Genomic DNA, 15,566 nt, shown 5'->3' with positions numbered 1-15,566 from the left:
GGACTCGGCCGACTGCTCGGCGGCCTGTGGCCGGGGCCCTGCATGACTGCTCCTGGGGGACGGCAGCACGGAGGAAGACGTGCTGGAGGACGATACGACGAGCGTATACAGCGACGCCGACAACGGCCCCAGGGTTGTACGGACCGGACGAGTCGCTACCTCGTCACCTCTCCACCTCCCGACTCCCTACCTCCCGACTCCCTACCTCCCGACTCTCTACCTCCCGACCTTCGCCTCCGTCGGATTCCCCCCGCTGGGCAGCCGCTGGTCCGGGCATTCCTCCAGCACCTTCTTCATCGCGTCGCGCTCCCCCTCCGTGACCCACACCCCGTACTTCTTCTTCACCGCCACCTGCGAGGCGACGTACGGGCACCGGTACGCCTTGTTCGTCGGCAGCCAGGTCGCGGTGTCGCCGTCGCCCTTGCGCCGGTTCGCGGAGGCCTCGGCGGCGAGCAGGTTCAGCGGGTCGTTGGCGAACGCGAGCCGCTTGCCCGGCTTCCACTGCTGGGCGCCCTTCTGCCAGGCGTCGGACAGCGCCACCAGGTGATCGATGTCGACCTTGCTGGCCCCGCGCTTGTACTCGATCCGGCCGCCCGTGTACGGGTCGTTCTCCAGCACCCCGGAGGCGACCTTGCAGTTCTTGCCGTCGGAGAACTTCACGTCCTTCAGGTCGCGCTTGAGGATGTCGTCGCGGGTGCCGCACCCGTTGGCGTCGGTGTCGGCCCAGGCCCGCCCGAACGCCTTCCGCTCGTAACCGGTCTTCGCCGCCCGCCCCTTGACGGTCAGCTCCCCCACGGCGGCCAGTGCGGAGCCCGGCTTCCCCGCGGGTCCGCCCTGGCCGCCGCTCGCGCCCTTGCCCGACGATCCGCCGGTGGAGTCGCACGCCGCGCTCCCGAGCAGCAGCACCGCCCCGAGCCCCGCCGCCGAGACGGCCTTCCAGGTCTTCTTCGTCGTCTTCGTCTTCGTCGTCTTCGTCTTCGTCGTCTGGGTCGTACGAGATATCAAGACGGGCCACCCCAAGGAAAGTCCAACTCCGGCAAACGCCCCACCTTAGGAATGAGTGCCCCGAACGAACCGGCCGACCCGCGACATACCACCGGATTGTGGCCCGGTCCACATCACGCGCCGGAGGACGCGCCGGGCGGCGCCCGGCGCGCACAATCCGCAGCCCGGGCGTAGCGTCGGAAATGTCCTGTTCTCTTCTGCGGAAGGAGCCCGCCCATGGGGATCTTCGACAAGTTCAAGGACCAGGCCCGGGACAAGGCGAAGGACATCACCGACGCTGCCGGGGACGAGGTCGACGAGAAGACCGGCGGCAAGTACGCCGACAAGGTCGACAAGGCCCAGCAGAAGGCGGAAGACGTCCTCGGGCTGGGCGACAAGAAGGACGACCCCGCACCCTGAGCCGGTGCAGGTGCCGTCCGTCACCGAACGGGCCTCCTGAAACCCCCGCCCGCGAAGCCGATCGACTCGGCATCGCGGGCGGTGTGTTGCGTACGGGCCACTCGGCACGGCCCCCGTGCCCCTGGATCAGCCCAGGATCGTCGTCAGGAATTCACCCGTCCACGCCAGCAGTTCGCGGCCCACGACCGGCTTGCCGCCGATCTGGCCCGAGCTCGGACGCGGCACCAGGATCTGGTGGGCCGTGCCCTTGATGACCGTACGGGGGTAGAGCCGCTTGAGGCGCAGCTCCTGGGACTCGCGCAGCTCCACCGGGGCGAAGCGGATGTTCGGGCCCTGGAGGACGATCTCGCCGACCCCGCAGGCGCGGGCGAGCATCCGCAGGCCCGCCACCAGCAGGAGGTTCTCGACCGGCTCCGGGAGCTTGCCGTAGCGGTCGGTGAGCTCCTCGCGCACCGCGGCGATGTCGGCCTCCGTGTTCGCGGAGGCGATCGCGCGGTACGCCTGGAGGCGCAGCCGCTCGCCGGGGGCGTAGTCGTGCGGGACGTGGGCGTCCACCGGGAGTTCGATCTTGACTTCCAGGGGGGCCTCCGGCTGCTCCTCGCCACCGTCGACGGCGGCCCGGTAGTCGGCGACGGCCTCGCCGACCATACGGATGTAGAGGTCGAAGCCGACGCCCGCGATGTGTCCCGACTGCTCGCCGCCCAGCATGTTGCCCGCGCCGCGGATTTCGAGGTCCTTCATCGCCACGTACATGCCCGCACCCATTTCGGTGTGCTGGGCGATGGTGGCGAGCCTCTCGTGCGCGGTCTCGGTGAGCGGCTTCTCCGGCGGGTAGAGGAAGTACGCGTAACCGCGGTCGCGGCCCCGGCCGACGCGGCCGCGCAGCTGGTGCAGCTGGGAGAGGCCGAAGTTGTCGCCGCGCTCGACGATCAGGGTGTTGGCGTTGGAGATGTCGATGCCGGACTCGACGATCGTCGTCGAGACGAGGACGTCGAACTTCTTCTCCCAGAAGTCGACGACGACCTGCTCCAGGGCCGTTTCCGACATCTGGCCGTGGGCCGTGGCGATGCGCGCCTCGGGGACGATCTCGCGCAGCTTGGCGGCTGCCCGGTCGATGGACTCGACGCGGTTGTGGATGTAGAAGACCTGGCCCTCGCGCAGCAGTTCGCGGCGGATCGCGGCGCCGATCTGCTTCTGCTCGTACGGCCCGACGAAGGTGAGCACCGGGTGGCGCTCCTCCGGCGGGGTGGTGATCGTGGACATCTCGCGGATGCCGGTGACCGCCATTTCGAGCGTACGGGGGATGGGCGTGGCCGACATGGTGAGCACGTCGACGTTGGCCCGGAGCTTCTTCAGCTGCTCCTTGTGCTCGACGCCGAACCGCTGCTCCTCGTCGACGATGACCAGGCCCAGGTCCTTGAACTTCGTCTCCTGCGAGAAGAGCCGGTGGGTGCCGATGACCAGGTCGACGGAGCCGTCCTTGAGCCCTTCGAGGGTCGCCTTGGACTCGGTCTCGGTCTGGAAGCGGCTCAACGCGCGCACATTGACCGGGAATTGGGCGTACCGCTCGGTGAACGTGCCGAAGTGCTGCTGGACGAGGAGCGTCGTGGGGACCAGGACCGCGACCTGCTTGCCGTCCTGGACGGCCTTGAAGGCGGCCCGTACCGCGATCTCCGTCTTGCCGTAGCCGACGTCGCCGCAGATCAGCCGGTCCATCGGGACGGACTTCTCCATGTCCTCCTTCACCTCGGCGATGGTGGACAGCTGGTCGGGCGTCTCCACGTACGGGAAGGCGTCCTCCAGCTCGCGCTGCCAGGGGGTGTCGGGGGCGAAGGTGTGGCCGGGGGCCGCCATGCGGGCCGAGTAGAGCTTGATGAGATCGGCCGCGATCTCCTTCACGGCCTTCTTGGCGCGCGCCTTGGTCTTGGTCCAGTCGGCGCCGCCGAGGCGGTGCAGGGTCGGGGCCTCGCCGCCGACGTACTTCGTCACCTGCTCCAGCTGGTCGGTGGGGATGTAGAGGCGGTCGCCGGGCTGGCCGCGCTTGGCGGGTGCGTACTCGACGAGGAGGTACTCGCGGGTCGCGCCCTGGACCGTGCGCTGCACCATCTCGATGTAGCGGCCCACGCCGTGCTGCTCGTGCACGATGAAGTCGCCGACCTGGAGGGTGAGCGGGTCGACGGACTTGCGGCGGCGGGCCGGCATCCGGCCGAGTTCCTTGGTGGCGGTGCGCTGGCCCGTCAGGTCGGTCTCGGTGAGGACGGCGAGCTGGAGGACCGGGTCGACGAAGCCGTGGTCGAGGACGCCGCAGGCGACGTGCACCACGTTCGGTGAGATCTCCGTGAGCTCCGCGTCGAGGCGGGCGGCGATGCCTTCGCCGGAGAGGACCTCGACGGTGCGGGCGGCGGTGCCGTGGCCCTCGGTGATGAACACGGTGCGCCAGCCGTCGGCCAGCCAGCCCTTGGTGTCGGCGAGGGCCTTGGCGGTGTCGCCCCGGTACAGCTCCGGTGCGTGCATGCCGAGTTGGAGGGTGTCGTCCTCGTGGTCGACGTCGTCGGCGGCGAACGGGGAGACCGACCACCACATCATCCCGAGCTCGCGGGCGCGGTCGCGGACGTCGGCGATGCCCCAGAGGGAGGCGGCGCCGACGTCGATGGGGGCCACGCCGCCGCCCGCGGTGGCGGCCCAGGAGGCCTGCAGGAATTCCTGCGACGTCGCGACGAGGTCGGCGGCCCGGGTGCGCACCCGCTCCGGGTCGCAGACGACGGCCATCGACCCTTCCGGCAGCACGTCGAGCAGCAGCTCCATCTCGTCCACCAGGACCGGGGCGAGGGACTCCATGCCCTCGACCGCGATGCCCTCGGCGATCTTGTGCAGCAGCTCCCCCAGCTCGGGGTGGGCCTCGGCGAGGGCCGCCGCCCTCTCCCGCACGTCGTCGGTGAGCAGCAGCTCGCGGCAGGGCGGGGCCCACACGCCGTGCTCGGCGACCTCCAGGGATCTCTGGTCGGCGACCTTGAAGTAGCGGATCTCCTCGACGTCGTCGCCCCAGAACTCCACCCGCAGCGGGTGCTCCTCGGTCGGCGGGAACACGTCCAGGATGCCGCCGCGGACGGCGAACTCGCCGCGCTTCTCGACCAGTTCGACCCGGGAGTACGCGGCTGCGGCGAGGGCTTCGGTGAGCTCGCCGAGATCGGCGCTCTGACCGGAGCGGATGGATACGGGGACGAGGTCGCCGAGGCCCTTGACCTGCGGCTGGAGCACGGAACGCACCGGTGCGACGACCACGCTCACCGGACCCGCCGCCGGGTCGTCCTTACGGGGGTGGGCCAGGCGGCGCAGCACGGCGAGCCGGCGGCCGACCGTGTCGGAACGGGGCGAGAGCCGCTCGTGCGGCAGCGTCTCCCAGGCGGGGAACTCCGCCACCGAGTCCTCGGGAAGCAGGGTCCGCAGGGTGGCGGCCAGCTCCTCCGCCTCCCGCCCGGTCGCGGTGACGGCCAGCACGGGCCGTCCGGCGTCGCGGGCGAGGGCGGCGAGCGCGAAGGGGCGGGCGGCGGAGGGCCCGACGAGGTCGACATGCATGCGGTTGCCGTCGACGGCGGCCTTCACCGCTTCGGCGAGCGCCGAGTCTCGTACCACTGCATCCAGCAGGCCGTGCAGGCTCATGAAAGGCATCCATCCGAACGCTGAGAACACTTTGGTGGGTCGCGCAGGGGCACCTGCTCCGGTGGGACCGGTGTGACTGGTGGGGCCGGTGGGCAACGCGAGCCGCCCGACACGTCGCACGGGCCGGGGGGCTCCCAGCCTACGACGCACCACCGACAGCCGCCGTCCGAAGCACGGGACCCACCGCCCTGTTGGCCTGACATCACCCACCCCACCGGCACCCACCACCCTGCGGGCACTGCCACCGCCGCTGCCCTGCGGGCACTGCCGCCGCCGGGACTGCCACCACCACCGCCACCGCCTGTGGGACTGCCACCACCGCCGCCGTCCTGTGGGCACTGGTGCCGCCCTGAAGGGGCGGGACGGGTGGGCACAGGGCGGCCCCCTCGCCGCGGGCCGGCCCCCGTTCGGCTTGCTTGCGCTCCGGGGGCTTGCCGAACCCTGGGCGGCAGCGAGGGCACACGGTCGCGGGAAGGGAGCGCTCCGCGCGAGGGGCCGCCCCCTTGCCCACCCGTCCCGCCCCCGGGGGGCGGCCCCGCTGCCCAAGAGGGCTAGGGGATTAGGGGTTAGGGGTTAGGGGGATGGCGGCGTCAGCCGCCGGCAGGGGGCTGGGGCGGCGGGTCGCGGGACGCCCTGCCCCCCGAAGCGGTCAGTCGGTGGCTATGGCGGTCAGGATGTTCATACGCCCCGCTCGGAAGGCCGGGACCAGTGCGGCCAGGAGGCCGACGAGGGCCGAGGCGAGGAAGACCGTGAGGATGGTCGGCCAGGGGATCTCCAGGACGGATATGCCTTCCAGCGCGAGCAGCTTCTGGGCGGACGTGCCCCAGGCCAGCCCGAGCCCCAGACCGAGCAGCGCTCCGAAGAGGGCGATGACCACCGACTCCAGGCGGATCATCCGGCGCAGCTGGCGGCGGGAGAGGCCGATGGCCCGCATCAGACCGATCTCACGGGTCCGTTCGACGACGGAGAGGGCGAGGGTGTTGACGACGCCCAGGACCGCCACGACGATCGCCAGGCCGAGGAGCCCGTAGACGATGTTGAGCAGCTGGTCGATCTGGGCCTTGAGGTCTTTCTTGTAGTCGGTGGAGTTGAGGACGCGGTACTGCGGGTACTTCGCGACGGCCGCCTTGAGCGAGGCGTACGCCGCGTCCTCCTGTCCGTCCGCCGCCTTCGCGAAGACCGCCATGTCCTGCGGCATCCGGTCGGCGGGGGTGTGCGCGGCGGCGGTGGTGATGTTGAGGTAGAGGGCTCCCTTGTCGACGTTGACGTCGTCGGAGGTGATCGCGGCGATCTTCAGCCGGGCACTCTTCCCGCCGGGGAAGGTGACCTTCAGCGCGTCGCCGACCTTCAGCCCGCGCTGCTTCGCGTAGTCCTCGCCGACCGATATCGCCCCCGGTGCGTAGGCGGCGGAGAGGTCGCCCGACACCGTCTCGCGCCGTAGGTCCTGCAGGTAGGAGGGGTCGGTGGCGGAGAGCGACTTGCGCTCCGAGGTGCCGTCGGGGGCGGTCACCTCGGCGGCGACCAGTTTGTAGTGGGTGAGGCGGGCGATGCCGTCGGCCGCGGCGAGTGCCCGCTGGGCCTGCGGCAGGACGGGCTGCTGATTGCTCGACCGTACGGTGAAGTCCGCGCCCACCGACCTGTCGAGCTCCTCCGTCGCCGAGGCGACCATCGAGGAGGCGCCGACCGACAGACAGGCCACCAGGGCGAGCCCGATCATCAGGGCCGAGCCGGTCGCTCCCGTACGGCGCGGGTTGCGCAGCGCGTTGCGCTCGGCCATCCGGCCGATCGGGCCGAAGACCCGCAGCACCACGGCGCTGAGCCCCTTCACGATCACCGAGACCAGCAGCGGTCCGACGACCACGAACCCGACGAGGGTGAGGACGACGCCGACGCCGAGGAAGAGGGAACCCTCGCTCGCCTTCGCCGACCGCGCCGCCGCATACAGCCCCGCCCCGCCGAGCACGGTGAGGACCAGGCCGATGCCTGCCCGTGTCCGGCCGGACTTCGCGTCGGCGGGGACGCCGACGTCGCGCAGCGCGGCCATCGGGGACACCCGGCCCGCCCGGCGGGCCGGCAGGTACGCGGCGACGACGGTGACGACGACGCCCAGGACCAGGCCGATGACCGGGGTGGGCCACTTGAAGGTCAGGTCGCTCGTGGCCAGGTTCATACCGATCGTGCCCATGAACTTCATCAGCCCGACGGCGAGACCCACGCCCGCCGCGACCCCGAGCAGTGAACCGACGACGCCGAGCAGCAGCGCTTCGAGGAGCACCGACCGGTTGACCTGCCTGCGGCTGGAGCCGAGCGCCCGCATCAGGCCGATCTCACGGGTGCGCTGGGCGACCAGCATCGAGAAGGTGTTGATGATCAGGAAGATGCCGACGAGGAGGGCGACCCCGGCGAAGCCGAGCATCGCGTACTTCATCACGTCCAGGAACGAGCCGAGGTCGTCCTTGTTCGCCTCGCCGGCCTCCTGCTTGGTCTGGAGCGTGTACGGACCGGCCCCCGGCGCGCCGGCTCCGAGCGCCGCAGCCACCTTGGCCTTCAGTTGCTCGTCGGTCACCCCGGGCCCGGCCTCGATGTTGATTCCGGTGAACCGGTCCGGTCCGCCGAGCAGCTGCCGCTGTGCGGTCGCGCCGTCGAAGAAGACGACCGTGGCCCCGGGGTTGGTGGTCCTGAACGTCGCTATGCCACTGATCCGCGCGGTGAAGTCGCCGGTGACGGCGATCGTGCGCAGTGTGTCGCCGAGCTTCAGGCCGTGCCTGTCTGCGGTGTCGGCGTCGATCATGACGTCGGTCGGGCCGCGCGGCTCGTGCCCGGAGGTGATCTCCATGGAACGGGCGTCGCCGGCCGACCAGTTGCTCGCGAGGGTCGGGGCTCCGGTGCTGGAGCCCATGTCCTTGTTGTCGGCGTTGACGACGGTGATCGACATGCTGCTGACCGTGCCCTCGGCGGACTTCACGCCGTCCGCGCCCGCGACCGTACGCACGGCGGAACCGGGCAGGACGGCGGGACGGCCCGCGTTCTGAGCGGAGTGGTCGTACTTGTCGGTCTTCGGCGTGACGGTGACGTCGGCCGAGGTGGTGGCGAAGAGCTTGTCGAAGGTGGTGTTCATGGTGTCGGTGAAGACGAGGGTGCCGCAGACGAACCCGACCGACAGGAGGACGGCGACGGCGGAGAGCGCCATGCGGCCCTTGTGCGCGAGGAAGTTGCGCATCGAGGTCTTCCAGACGGTCATGATGTACGCCCCCGCCCGTCGAAAGCCTTCATGCGGTCCAGGACCAGGTCGGGGGTCGGGTGGCGCATCTCGTCGACGATCCGCCCGTCGGCCAGGTACAGCACCCGGTCCGCGTACGAGGCGGCCACCGGGTCGTGCGTGACCATCACGATCGTCTGCCCCAGCTCGTCGACCGAGCGGCGCAGGAAGTCCAGGACCTCGGCGCCGGAGCGGGAGTCCAGGTTCCCGGTCGGCTCGTCGCCGAAGATGATCTCGGGTCCTGCCGCCAACGCCCTTGCCACCGCGACCCGTTGCTGCTGGCCGCCGGACAGCTCGGACGGCCGGTGCTTCAGCCGGTCCGCGAGCCCGACGGTCTCCACGACCCGCTGGAGCCAGGCCGCGTCCGGCCTGCGGCCCGCTATGTCCATCGGCAGCGTGATGTTCTCGATCGCGTTGAGCGTCGGGAGCAGGTTGTACGCCTGGAAGATGAAGCCGATGCGGTCCCTGCGGAGTTGGGTGAGCTGCTTGTCCTTGAGGCCGGAGAGCTCGGTGTCGTCGAGGAAGACCTGTCCCGACGACACCGTGTCCAGCCCGGCCAGGCAGTGCATCAGCGTCGACTTGCCGGACCCGGAGGGGCCCATGATCGCGGTGTACTCGCCGCGTGCCATGTCGACGTCGACTTGGTCGAGAGCGACGACGCGGGTCTCCCCCGCCCCGTACGCCTTGACCACCTGCCGGGCCCGCGCGGCGACGGCCGTGCGCCCGCCCGTGCCCTCACGCCCGGACCCGGAGCCGCGCCCGGACCCTTGCCCCTGGCCCGAAATGCCCACTGCCGTTGTCATGCCAAGTCCCCCTATGTGGCCGGTAATTCCCCGTAAAGCCAAGCTAAGGAATCGACCCCTTCCCGCACGTCGCCCTGGGGTACGAACACCGGCCTGCACCCAGGTAGGGAGAGCGGCCCCGGACCCTCAACCCGTGGGTGGAGCGCCCCAGTAGAGCGCGTCCACCCGCTCTGCACCCTCCCCCGCCCGACCTGCGGGTGAGACGCTGTCCCAACGGAAATACGTGCAGGGGGAAGGGACTTCGGTGGGCGGCAAGGATGTAGGAGGCACGGAGGGCGCGGACAGCGCGGGGGCGATACCCGGGCCCGTACGGCGCGATCCCGGGCGGCGGGGGCCGGTCGTTGCCGCGCTCATGCTGGGGATGGCGCTCGCCGCGCTCGACGGGACGATCGTTTCCACCGCCGTCCCTCAAATCGTGGGCGATCTGGGCGGGTTCACGGTCTTCTCCTGGCTGTTCGCCGGCTATCTCCTGGCCGTCACCGTCACCCTCCCCGTGTACGGGAAGCTCTCCGACACCTTCGGCCGCAAGCCGGTACTGATCACCGGCATCGCGCTCTTCCTCGTCGGCTCCGTACTGTGCGCGCTCGCCTGGAACATGCCGGCGCTGATCGCCTTCCGGATCGTCCAGGGGCTGGGCGGCGGAGCCATCCAGGGCACCGTCCAGACCGTCGCCGCCGATCTGTACCCGCTGAAGGAACGACCGAAGATCCAGGCGAAGTTGTCGACCGTGTGGGCGGTGTCGGCCGTCGCGGGCCCCGCGGTGGGCGGGGTACTGGCCACGTACGCGGACTGGCGGTGGATCTTCCTCATCAACCTGCCGGTGGGGGCGGTGGCGATGTGGCTGATCGCCAGGTACCTGCGGGAGCCGGAACGGGTTCCGGGGCGGGAGCCGGAGCGGGAACCAGGGAGGCCGGCCGTACGTTCTCGTATCGACTGGCCCGGTGCGCTTGCCGTATTCGCCTGCGGCGGGGTGTTGTTGACGGCACTGGTGCAGGGCGGAGTGGCCTGGCCCTGGCTCTCCGCCCCGTCCCTGGCGCTGTTCGCGACGAGCGCGGTGCTGGTCGTGGTCGTCGTGACGGTCGAGCGGCGTGCGGCCGAACCCATCCTCCCCGGCTGGGTCTGGCGGCGCCGCACGATCGCCGCGGTCAACGTCGCGCTGGGTGCGCTCGGCCTGCTGATGGTCGCCCCGACCGTCTTCCTGCCGACGTACGCCCAGTCCGTGCTGGGGCTGGACCCGACGGCGGCCGGGTTCGTGCTGTCCATCATGACGCTGAGCTGGCCGGTGTCGGCGGCGCTGAGCCAGCACGTGTACCGGCGGATCGGCTTCCGGCAGACGGCGATCATCGGGATCTCGCTGGCGACGGCGATTCTGCTGGCGTTTCCGCTGCTGCCGTTCCCGGGCGCCGCGTGGCAGCCCGCGCTGATCATGCTGTTGCTTGGCGCGGCGCTCGGGATCTTCCAGCTGCCGCTGATCGTCGGGGTCCAGTCGACGGTCGGCTGGTCCGAGCGGGGAACCGCGACCGCGTCGATCCTCTTCTACCGGCAGCTGGGACAGAGCGTGGGGGCGGCGCTCTTCGGGGCGGTGGCCAACGCGACGCTGGCAGCGCGGCTGGAGTCGGCGCCGGGGGCGATCCGGGACGGTCTGCCCGGAGACCTCGACTCGGTCTCCCACGCACTGACCGACCCGGGGTCGGCGCTGGGTGCCGGGGCGGCGGACTATCTGCGCCGGGCGGTCGACACGGCGGTCGACCATGTGTACGTGGGAGCGGCGGGGGCGGGGGTGGTGGCGCTGGTGGCGTTGGTGGTGCTGGCGCCGAGGAGGTTTCCGGTGTTGGGGGAGGTGGCCCCCGGGGTGGGCCCCGGGACCGGAGCCGGTCCCGGACCTGGGCCCGGAGCCGAGGTGGGGCCTGGGGCGGGGGCCGGGCGCTGAGTGGGAGCTGAGTGGGAATAGTGCGGGGCGGTGGGTGGCTGGCGTTGCCTGCGGCGCCATCCCCTCCCCGCCCCTTCCCGCTGTGACACTTTGCGGCTCCGCCGCGTGGCGCTGGCCGCGGGGCTGGGGAGGTTCACGGCTCGCGCCGGTGGGGGCGGGTGTCCCGGGCTGCGCCCGGTGCACGGCTGCGCCGTGCGTCCTCAAACGCCGGACGGGCTGAAGTTGCCCGCCTGAGGTGCCGGACGGGCTTATTGCTCCGAGTCCCTCACCGGGAAGACCGCCGAGACTCGGAAGCCGCCCGGGTCGGTGGGGCCCGCGACGAAGACGCCGCCCAGGGTCTGGACGCGTTCGCGCATGCCGACCAGGCCGTTGCCGCCGCTGGGGAGGCCGGCCGTGGGAGCGTCGGCGTCGGAGGCGGCGTTCTCGACCTGCATGGCGATCTCGGTGCCGTCGCGGTGGGCGATGCGGACCCAGGTCTTCGCTCCCGGGGCGTGCTTGTGGACGTTGGTGAGGGCTTCCTGGACGACCCGGTAGGCGGTCTGCTCGACCAGGGCGCCGCACGGGGCGGGAATGCCGTCGACGGAGAGTTCGACGGTCATTCCGGCCGCCCGGGACTGTTCCACGAGGGCTTCCACGTCGGCGAGACCGGGGCCGTTCCCGGCCGCTTCGGCGGCTGCCGCCGCCGCTGCGGCGCCCACGGCCGCCAGCGGGACCGGGGCGGGCGGTGCGGGCGTGGTGGCTTCCGGGGAGCGCAGGACGCCGAGCATCTCGCGGAGTTCGGTGAGGGCCTGGCGGCCCATGTCGCCGACCAGGGCGGCGTTCTTGACGGCCTTCTGGGGGTCCTTGAGGGCGACCGCCTGGAGGGCCGCCGCGTGCACGACCATCAGGCTGACCCGGTGCGCGACCACGTCGTGCATCTCGCGGGCGATCCGGGTGCGCTCTTCCGTACGGGCCCACTCGGCGCGCTCCTCGGCGCGGTCGGCGAGGAGGGAGAGCTCCCGCTCCAGGGAGTCGGCCCGTTCGCGGAGGCTTTCCATCAGGCGGCGGCGGGCGCCTATGTACAGGCCGAGGAGGATCGGCGGGGCCGTCATGCCCAGGGCGAGGATGAAGGAGATGACGAGGGTGTAGCCCGTGCTGGGGTCGAATTCGCTGCCCTCTTCGCCCGCGAGGGAGCGCATGCGGACCAGGGACACGATGAGCGTGCCGGTGAACGACATGCCCGCGAGGACGGTGGTGATGCGGCGCGGGACCTCGGACGCGGCCAGCGAGTAGAGCCCGACGATGCCCAGCATGAAGCCCATCTCGGCCGGGGTCACGGCGAGCGAGATGAGGACGACGGCGATCGGCCACCGGCGTCGTACGAGAAGGGCGGAGCCCACCAGCAGACCGAGGAGCACGCCCAGTACGGCGGGCACCCCGGTATCCGTGGCGAAGGCCATGCCCTCCACCGCGCACTCGGCGGCCGAGGCGGCCGCCAGTCCTGAATCGAGCACGACACTGCGTCGCCGCTCCCACCACCAGAAGCGTGGACTGGTCAGGTCCACGTCGTTCCGGTCTGCCCCCGTAACGGTCATACGGACCAGCCTACGGGCGGTCCGTCTCCTTTTTCCTGCGACTTCTTGACGGGGTCCCGGTGCTGGTCCGGGCACTGGTCCCGGTGCTGGTCCGAGGGCTGGTTCGGGGGGGGCGTCCCGGTGCTGGTCCCGGGGCCGGTCCGGGCGTCGGCTCAGGTGGCCGTGCGGGCCGTGCCCAGGCGGTGTGGCTGGGCGCCGGTGATCAGAGTGGCGAGGGCCTGGTCGAGGGTGTGGCCCAGGAACCAGTCGCCGGTGTGGTCGAGGCTGTAGATGCGGCCTTCCGCATCGATGGCGAGGGTGGCCTGGATGTCGCCCGCCTTGCCGTTCTCCCGGCCGAGCGGGCAGACCTCGGTGTCCAGGGCGCGGCCCAGGTCCGCGAACGTACGGGCCAGGTGGAGGCCGTGGAGGGGGTCCAGGAGCGCCGGGGACGGGGCGATCTGGCGGCCGGTGCCCGGCGGGTTGATGTGCAGCCCGCCGAACTCGGCCCAGGCCTCGACCGCCGCCGGGAACACGGTGTGGCGGTGGCCCGCCGGGGAGACGTGGGCGCGGAGGGTGTCCGCCCAGTGCTCGGCCTGCCTTATGTCCCAGCGGCCCGGCTTCCAGCCCGCCTCGCGCAGCGCGGCGTCGACGGCCACCGGGAAGCGGGTGGTGCTGGTGTTGAGGTGGGGCTGCGGGTGCTGCTGGGGATGCTGCTGGGTGGTGGGGGGCATGGCGGGTCTGGTCAGCCCTTCTCGGCGGTGGGGTCTACCGGGCGTACGCCGAAATGGGCGAGGAGCGGTGCGCAGGAGCGGCAGGGCGGAGCGTAGCTGCCGTGCAGCGGGTCGCCGTCCTCACGGATGCGGCGGGCGGTGAGCTTGGAGTGCTTGAGGGAGCGGCGGGCCTCGTTCGCGGTGAGCGGCTTGCGGGAGGCGCGCTTGGACCGGCCCGTCTCGGCCGCCGAGATGTGCCGGGAGAGCAGGATCGCCTCGGGACAGCGGCCGGTGAAGCGGGTGCGCTGGACCGTGCTGAGCGTGTCGAGGAAGTCCTGCACCAGCGGGTGCAGGGAGGGCGGCTGGTCGCCCTTGCCCGCGGTGCAGGTGAGGGTGTCGGCGCCGCGTACGGAGAGGGCGGCGGCGACGGCGGGCAGTATGCCGTCGCGGCGGTGGCGGAGCACGGGCGGCGGGCTCGCCTCGGAGCTGCTGCTCCAGGAGAGGCGGGGGTCGCCGGAGGACGCGGAGGCGCCGGCCGCCGCGGATTCGGCGGATGCGTCCGCGGGTGCGGCCGGTGCGTGGCGATCGGCCGGCGCGGTCGGGTGGGCGGAGGCGTGCGCCGGGTCGGCCGGGGTGTGCACCGGGCCCTGTGCCGGGCCGTGTGCCGGTGTCGGTGCTGTCGCCTCGCCTACCGTGGCCGGGCCCGTCGCGGTCGGGGCGGGTCCCCTCCCCGTACCTGCGTCCGTACCCGTGCCTGATCCCGTGCCCGTCGTACCTGTCCCCGTCCCCGTACCCGTCGGTGCGGTCCCCGTCGGACCGCCCGTGCGGGGGTCGTTCGCCGTGCGCGTGGCCTTCATCGTGGCTGCCGTTGTTCCCGGTGCGCCCGCCGCCCTTGGTGCCCCCGTTGTCCTTGATGTCTGCGGTGCGTGCAGATTTCCTGTTTGTGCAGTGTGCATGGTGGTGCGTTCCCTCCCTGCAATCCCCCGAGTTGCGGGGACAGCCTGCCAAATGTGCCCTGTCGTGGGGAAGCTGGGGCACTGGTTCGGGCGCGTCCCCCAGGAGAGGGGTGCCGCAAGGGGGCACTGGGGCGGGTGTGCGTGACCGCCCGTGGAGGGTGGGTGGACCGCCCGTTACGGGGGCGCCGTGCAGGTCTCGTACAGGCAGTCGCGGCAGCGTTCCGGGGGCAGGACCCCGTGTTGCACCACCGCATAGGCTGTGGTGAACCAGCCAGACGCAGCAGGGGGCATCAGCCATGACGAAAGGTCGGCTCGGGCAGCAAGCCGCGCCACCGAACGCGGCCTACGCCGGGCAGCTCGTGAACTTCCCGGACCCCGTCCGGGCCGCCCGTCACCCCCAGGGTGTACGGGTGGACGAGGACGGCTACCCGGACTTCGCGCCCTACGCGCGCGCCGCCGCCGAGATCGCGGAACCCCCCGAGGGCTTCGGCGTGGACGAGCTCCGGCTGACCGACTACGTGTCGGCCAACGCGGCCCTGCACGCCGAGGGCCACGAGCTGTGGGAGACGATCGACCCGGTCGCCACCCCGCACGGCTGGACCTGGCACCACGTTCCGTACACCCGCCGCATGTACCTCGTACCGGTGGAGGTGAAGGCGCTGCTCCGCCACCACGGCGGGCTCGCCACGACCTCCGTCGACCAGGACAAGCGCGGCACCCGGCCGCTGCAGGAGACGCGGCCCGTCCACTTCGGGCTGCCGAAGGGGACCGTGGCCGTCTCCGAGAGTCAAGTGCTGGGCGTGGAAGAGGACTTGGGGTACCGGCTGCCCGGCGCGTACCGCTCCTTCCTGAAGGCGGCGGGCGGCTGCGCGCCCGTCGGTGCGGCGCTCGACGCCGAGCTGGGGCTGCTGGTGGACCAGCCGTTCTTCACGGTGCGCGACGAGGCGGGCGTCAACGACCTGGTCTACGTCAACAAGTGCCTGCGCGACCACCTCACCAAGGACTACCTCGGCTTCACCTTCGTCCAGGGCGGGATCCTCGCCGTGAAGGTGCGCGGCGAGGGCGTCGGCTCGGTGTGGTTCTGCGCGTACGACGACGCGCGCGACCAGAACGGCTGGTCGGTCCAGGAGCGGGTGGAGCGGCTGCTGCTGCCCTGCGGCGAGGACTTCGACGAATTCCTGCAGCGGCTGGCGGGCAACCCGCCGGAGCTGCAGACGGTGGCAAATCTGATGGTCGACGGCGGCTTCGCGCACGCCGTCGACGTATCGGATGTTTTGGACGAGGGATGACG

General features: G+C 71.6%; 10 protein-coding genes. 3 read left to right on the top strand and 7 right to left on the bottom strand.

All coding sequences use genetic code 11. The features are described from left to right. Positions 1-216: 216 nt before the first annotated feature. Positions 217-903, bottom strand: a complete 687-nt coding sequence (locus ACH4SP_RS30810) for an HNH endonuclease family protein (RefSeq protein ID WP_398419780.1) — start codon at positions 901-903, stop codon at positions 217-219. Between the two features lie 318 nt (positions 904-1,221). Here ACH4SP_RS30810 and ACH4SP_RS30805 point away from each other — a divergent pair, with 318 nt between their 5' ends. Further along, a complete protein-coding gene (locus ACH4SP_RS30805) occupies positions 1,222-1,404 on the top strand; it encodes an antitoxin (RefSeq protein ID WP_398419611.1) in 183 nt (60 codons plus the stop codon). Between the two features lie 126 nt (positions 1,405-1,530). Here the strand turns inward: ACH4SP_RS30805 and mfd are convergent, their stop codons facing one another. The 3 genes from mfd to ACH4SP_RS30790 all read right to left on the bottom strand — a co-directional run bounded on the left by mfd (position 1,531) and on the right by ACH4SP_RS30790 (position 9,126). Continuing rightward, positions 1,531-5,064 (bottom strand): transcription-repair coupling factor, encoded by a 3,534-nt coding sequence (gene mfd / locus ACH4SP_RS30800; RefSeq protein ID WP_398419609.1) that lies wholly within the window; start codon positions 5,062-5,064, stop codon positions 1,531-1,533. A gap of 649 nt (positions 5,065-5,713) precedes the next feature. Then, positions 5,714-8,305 carry an ABC transporter permease gene (locus ACH4SP_RS30795; protein ID WP_398419607.1) on the bottom strand — a complete coding sequence of 864 codons (2,592 nt, stop codon included), beginning with the start codon at positions 8,303-8,305 and terminating at the stop codon, positions 5,714-5,716. Next, positions 8,302-9,126: an ABC transporter ATP-binding protein gene (locus ACH4SP_RS30790; RefSeq protein ID WP_398419605.1), complete on the bottom strand. Its 825-nt coding sequence runs from the start codon at positions 9,124-9,126 to the stop codon at positions 8,302-8,304. Before ACH4SP_RS30790 ends, ACH4SP_RS30795 begins: the two co-directional genes overlap by 4 nt. Positions 9,127-9,370: 244 nt before the next feature. Here ACH4SP_RS30790 and ACH4SP_RS30785 point away from each other — a divergent pair, with 244 nt between their 5' ends. Next, positions 9,371-11,056, top strand: a complete 1,686-nt coding sequence (locus ACH4SP_RS30785) for an MDR family MFS transporter (RefSeq protein WP_398419603.1) — start codon at positions 9,371-9,373, stop codon at positions 11,054-11,056. A 248-nt stretch (positions 11,057-11,304) separates the two neighbouring features. On the opposite strand, the gene ACH4SP_RS30780 is transcribed toward ACH4SP_RS30785, so the two are convergent. The 3 genes from ACH4SP_RS30780 to ACH4SP_RS30770 all read right to left on the bottom strand — a co-directional run bounded on the left by ACH4SP_RS30780 (position 11,305) and on the right by ACH4SP_RS30770 (position 13,960). Next, positions 11,305-12,630: a sensor histidine kinase gene (locus ACH4SP_RS30780; protein ID WP_398419601.1), complete on the bottom strand. Its 1,326-nt coding sequence runs from the start codon at positions 12,628-12,630 to the stop codon at positions 11,305-11,307. A gap of 152 nt (positions 12,631-12,782) precedes the next feature. Beyond that, on the bottom strand, positions 12,783-13,340 hold the full coding sequence (locus ACH4SP_RS30775) for an SUKH-3 domain-containing protein (protein ID WP_398419599.1): 558 nt from the start codon (positions 13,338-13,340) through the stop codon (positions 12,783-12,785). 11 nt (positions 13,341-13,351) lie between these two features. Continuing rightward, positions 13,352-13,960: a YwqJ-related putative deaminase gene (locus ACH4SP_RS30770; RefSeq protein ID WP_398419597.1), complete on the bottom strand. Its 609-nt coding sequence runs from the start codon at positions 13,958-13,960 to the stop codon at positions 13,352-13,354. A gap of 611 nt (positions 13,961-14,571) precedes the next feature. Between ACH4SP_RS30770 and ACH4SP_RS30765 the strand changes: the two genes are divergently transcribed. Continuing rightward, the gene (locus tag ACH4SP_RS30765; protein WP_398419595.1) at positions 14,572-15,564 is read left to right on the top strand and encodes an SMI1/KNR4 family protein; all 993 of its coding nucleotides are present in this window, start codon (positions 14,572-14,574) and stop codon (positions 15,562-15,564) included. The last annotated feature ends 2 nt before the right edge of the window (positions 15,565-15,566 follow it).

The organism is Streptomyces sp. NPDC021093 (assembly GCF_044333135.1).
Lineage (GTDB): Bacteria > Actinomycetota > Actinomycetes > Streptomycetales > Streptomycetaceae > Streptomyces.
This window is presented reverse-complemented; position numbering and strand designations above follow the sequence as displayed.

Bases quoted from the DNA above. Each gene is read 5' to 3' on its own strand.
- ACH4SP_RS30805 (WP_398419611.1), top strand. From the start codon at position 1,222: ATGGGGATCTTCGACAAGTTCAAGGACCAGGCCCGGGACAAGGCGAAG.
- ACH4SP_RS30795 (WP_398419607.1), bottom strand. From the start codon at position 8,305: ATGACCGTCTGGAAGACCTCGATGCGCAACTTCCTCGCGCACAAGGGC.
- ACH4SP_RS30780 (WP_398419601.1), bottom strand. From the start codon at position 12,630: ATGACCGTTACGGGGGCAGACCGGAACGACGTGGACCTGACCAGTCCA.
- mfd (WP_398419609.1), bottom strand. From the start codon at position 5,064: ATGAGCCTGCACGGCCTGCTGGATGCAGTGGTACGAGACTCGGCGCTC.
- ACH4SP_RS30775 (WP_398419599.1), bottom strand. From the start codon at position 13,340: ATGCCCCCCACCACCCAGCAGCATCCCCAGCAGCACCCGCAGCCCCAC.
- ACH4SP_RS30765 (WP_398419595.1), top strand. From the start codon at position 14,572: ATGACGAAAGGTCGGCTCGGGCAGCAAGCCGCGCCACCGAACGCGGCC.
- ACH4SP_RS30790 (WP_398419605.1), bottom strand. From the start codon at position 9,126: ATGACAACGGCAGTGGGCATTTCGGGCCAGGGGCAAGGGTCCGGGCGC.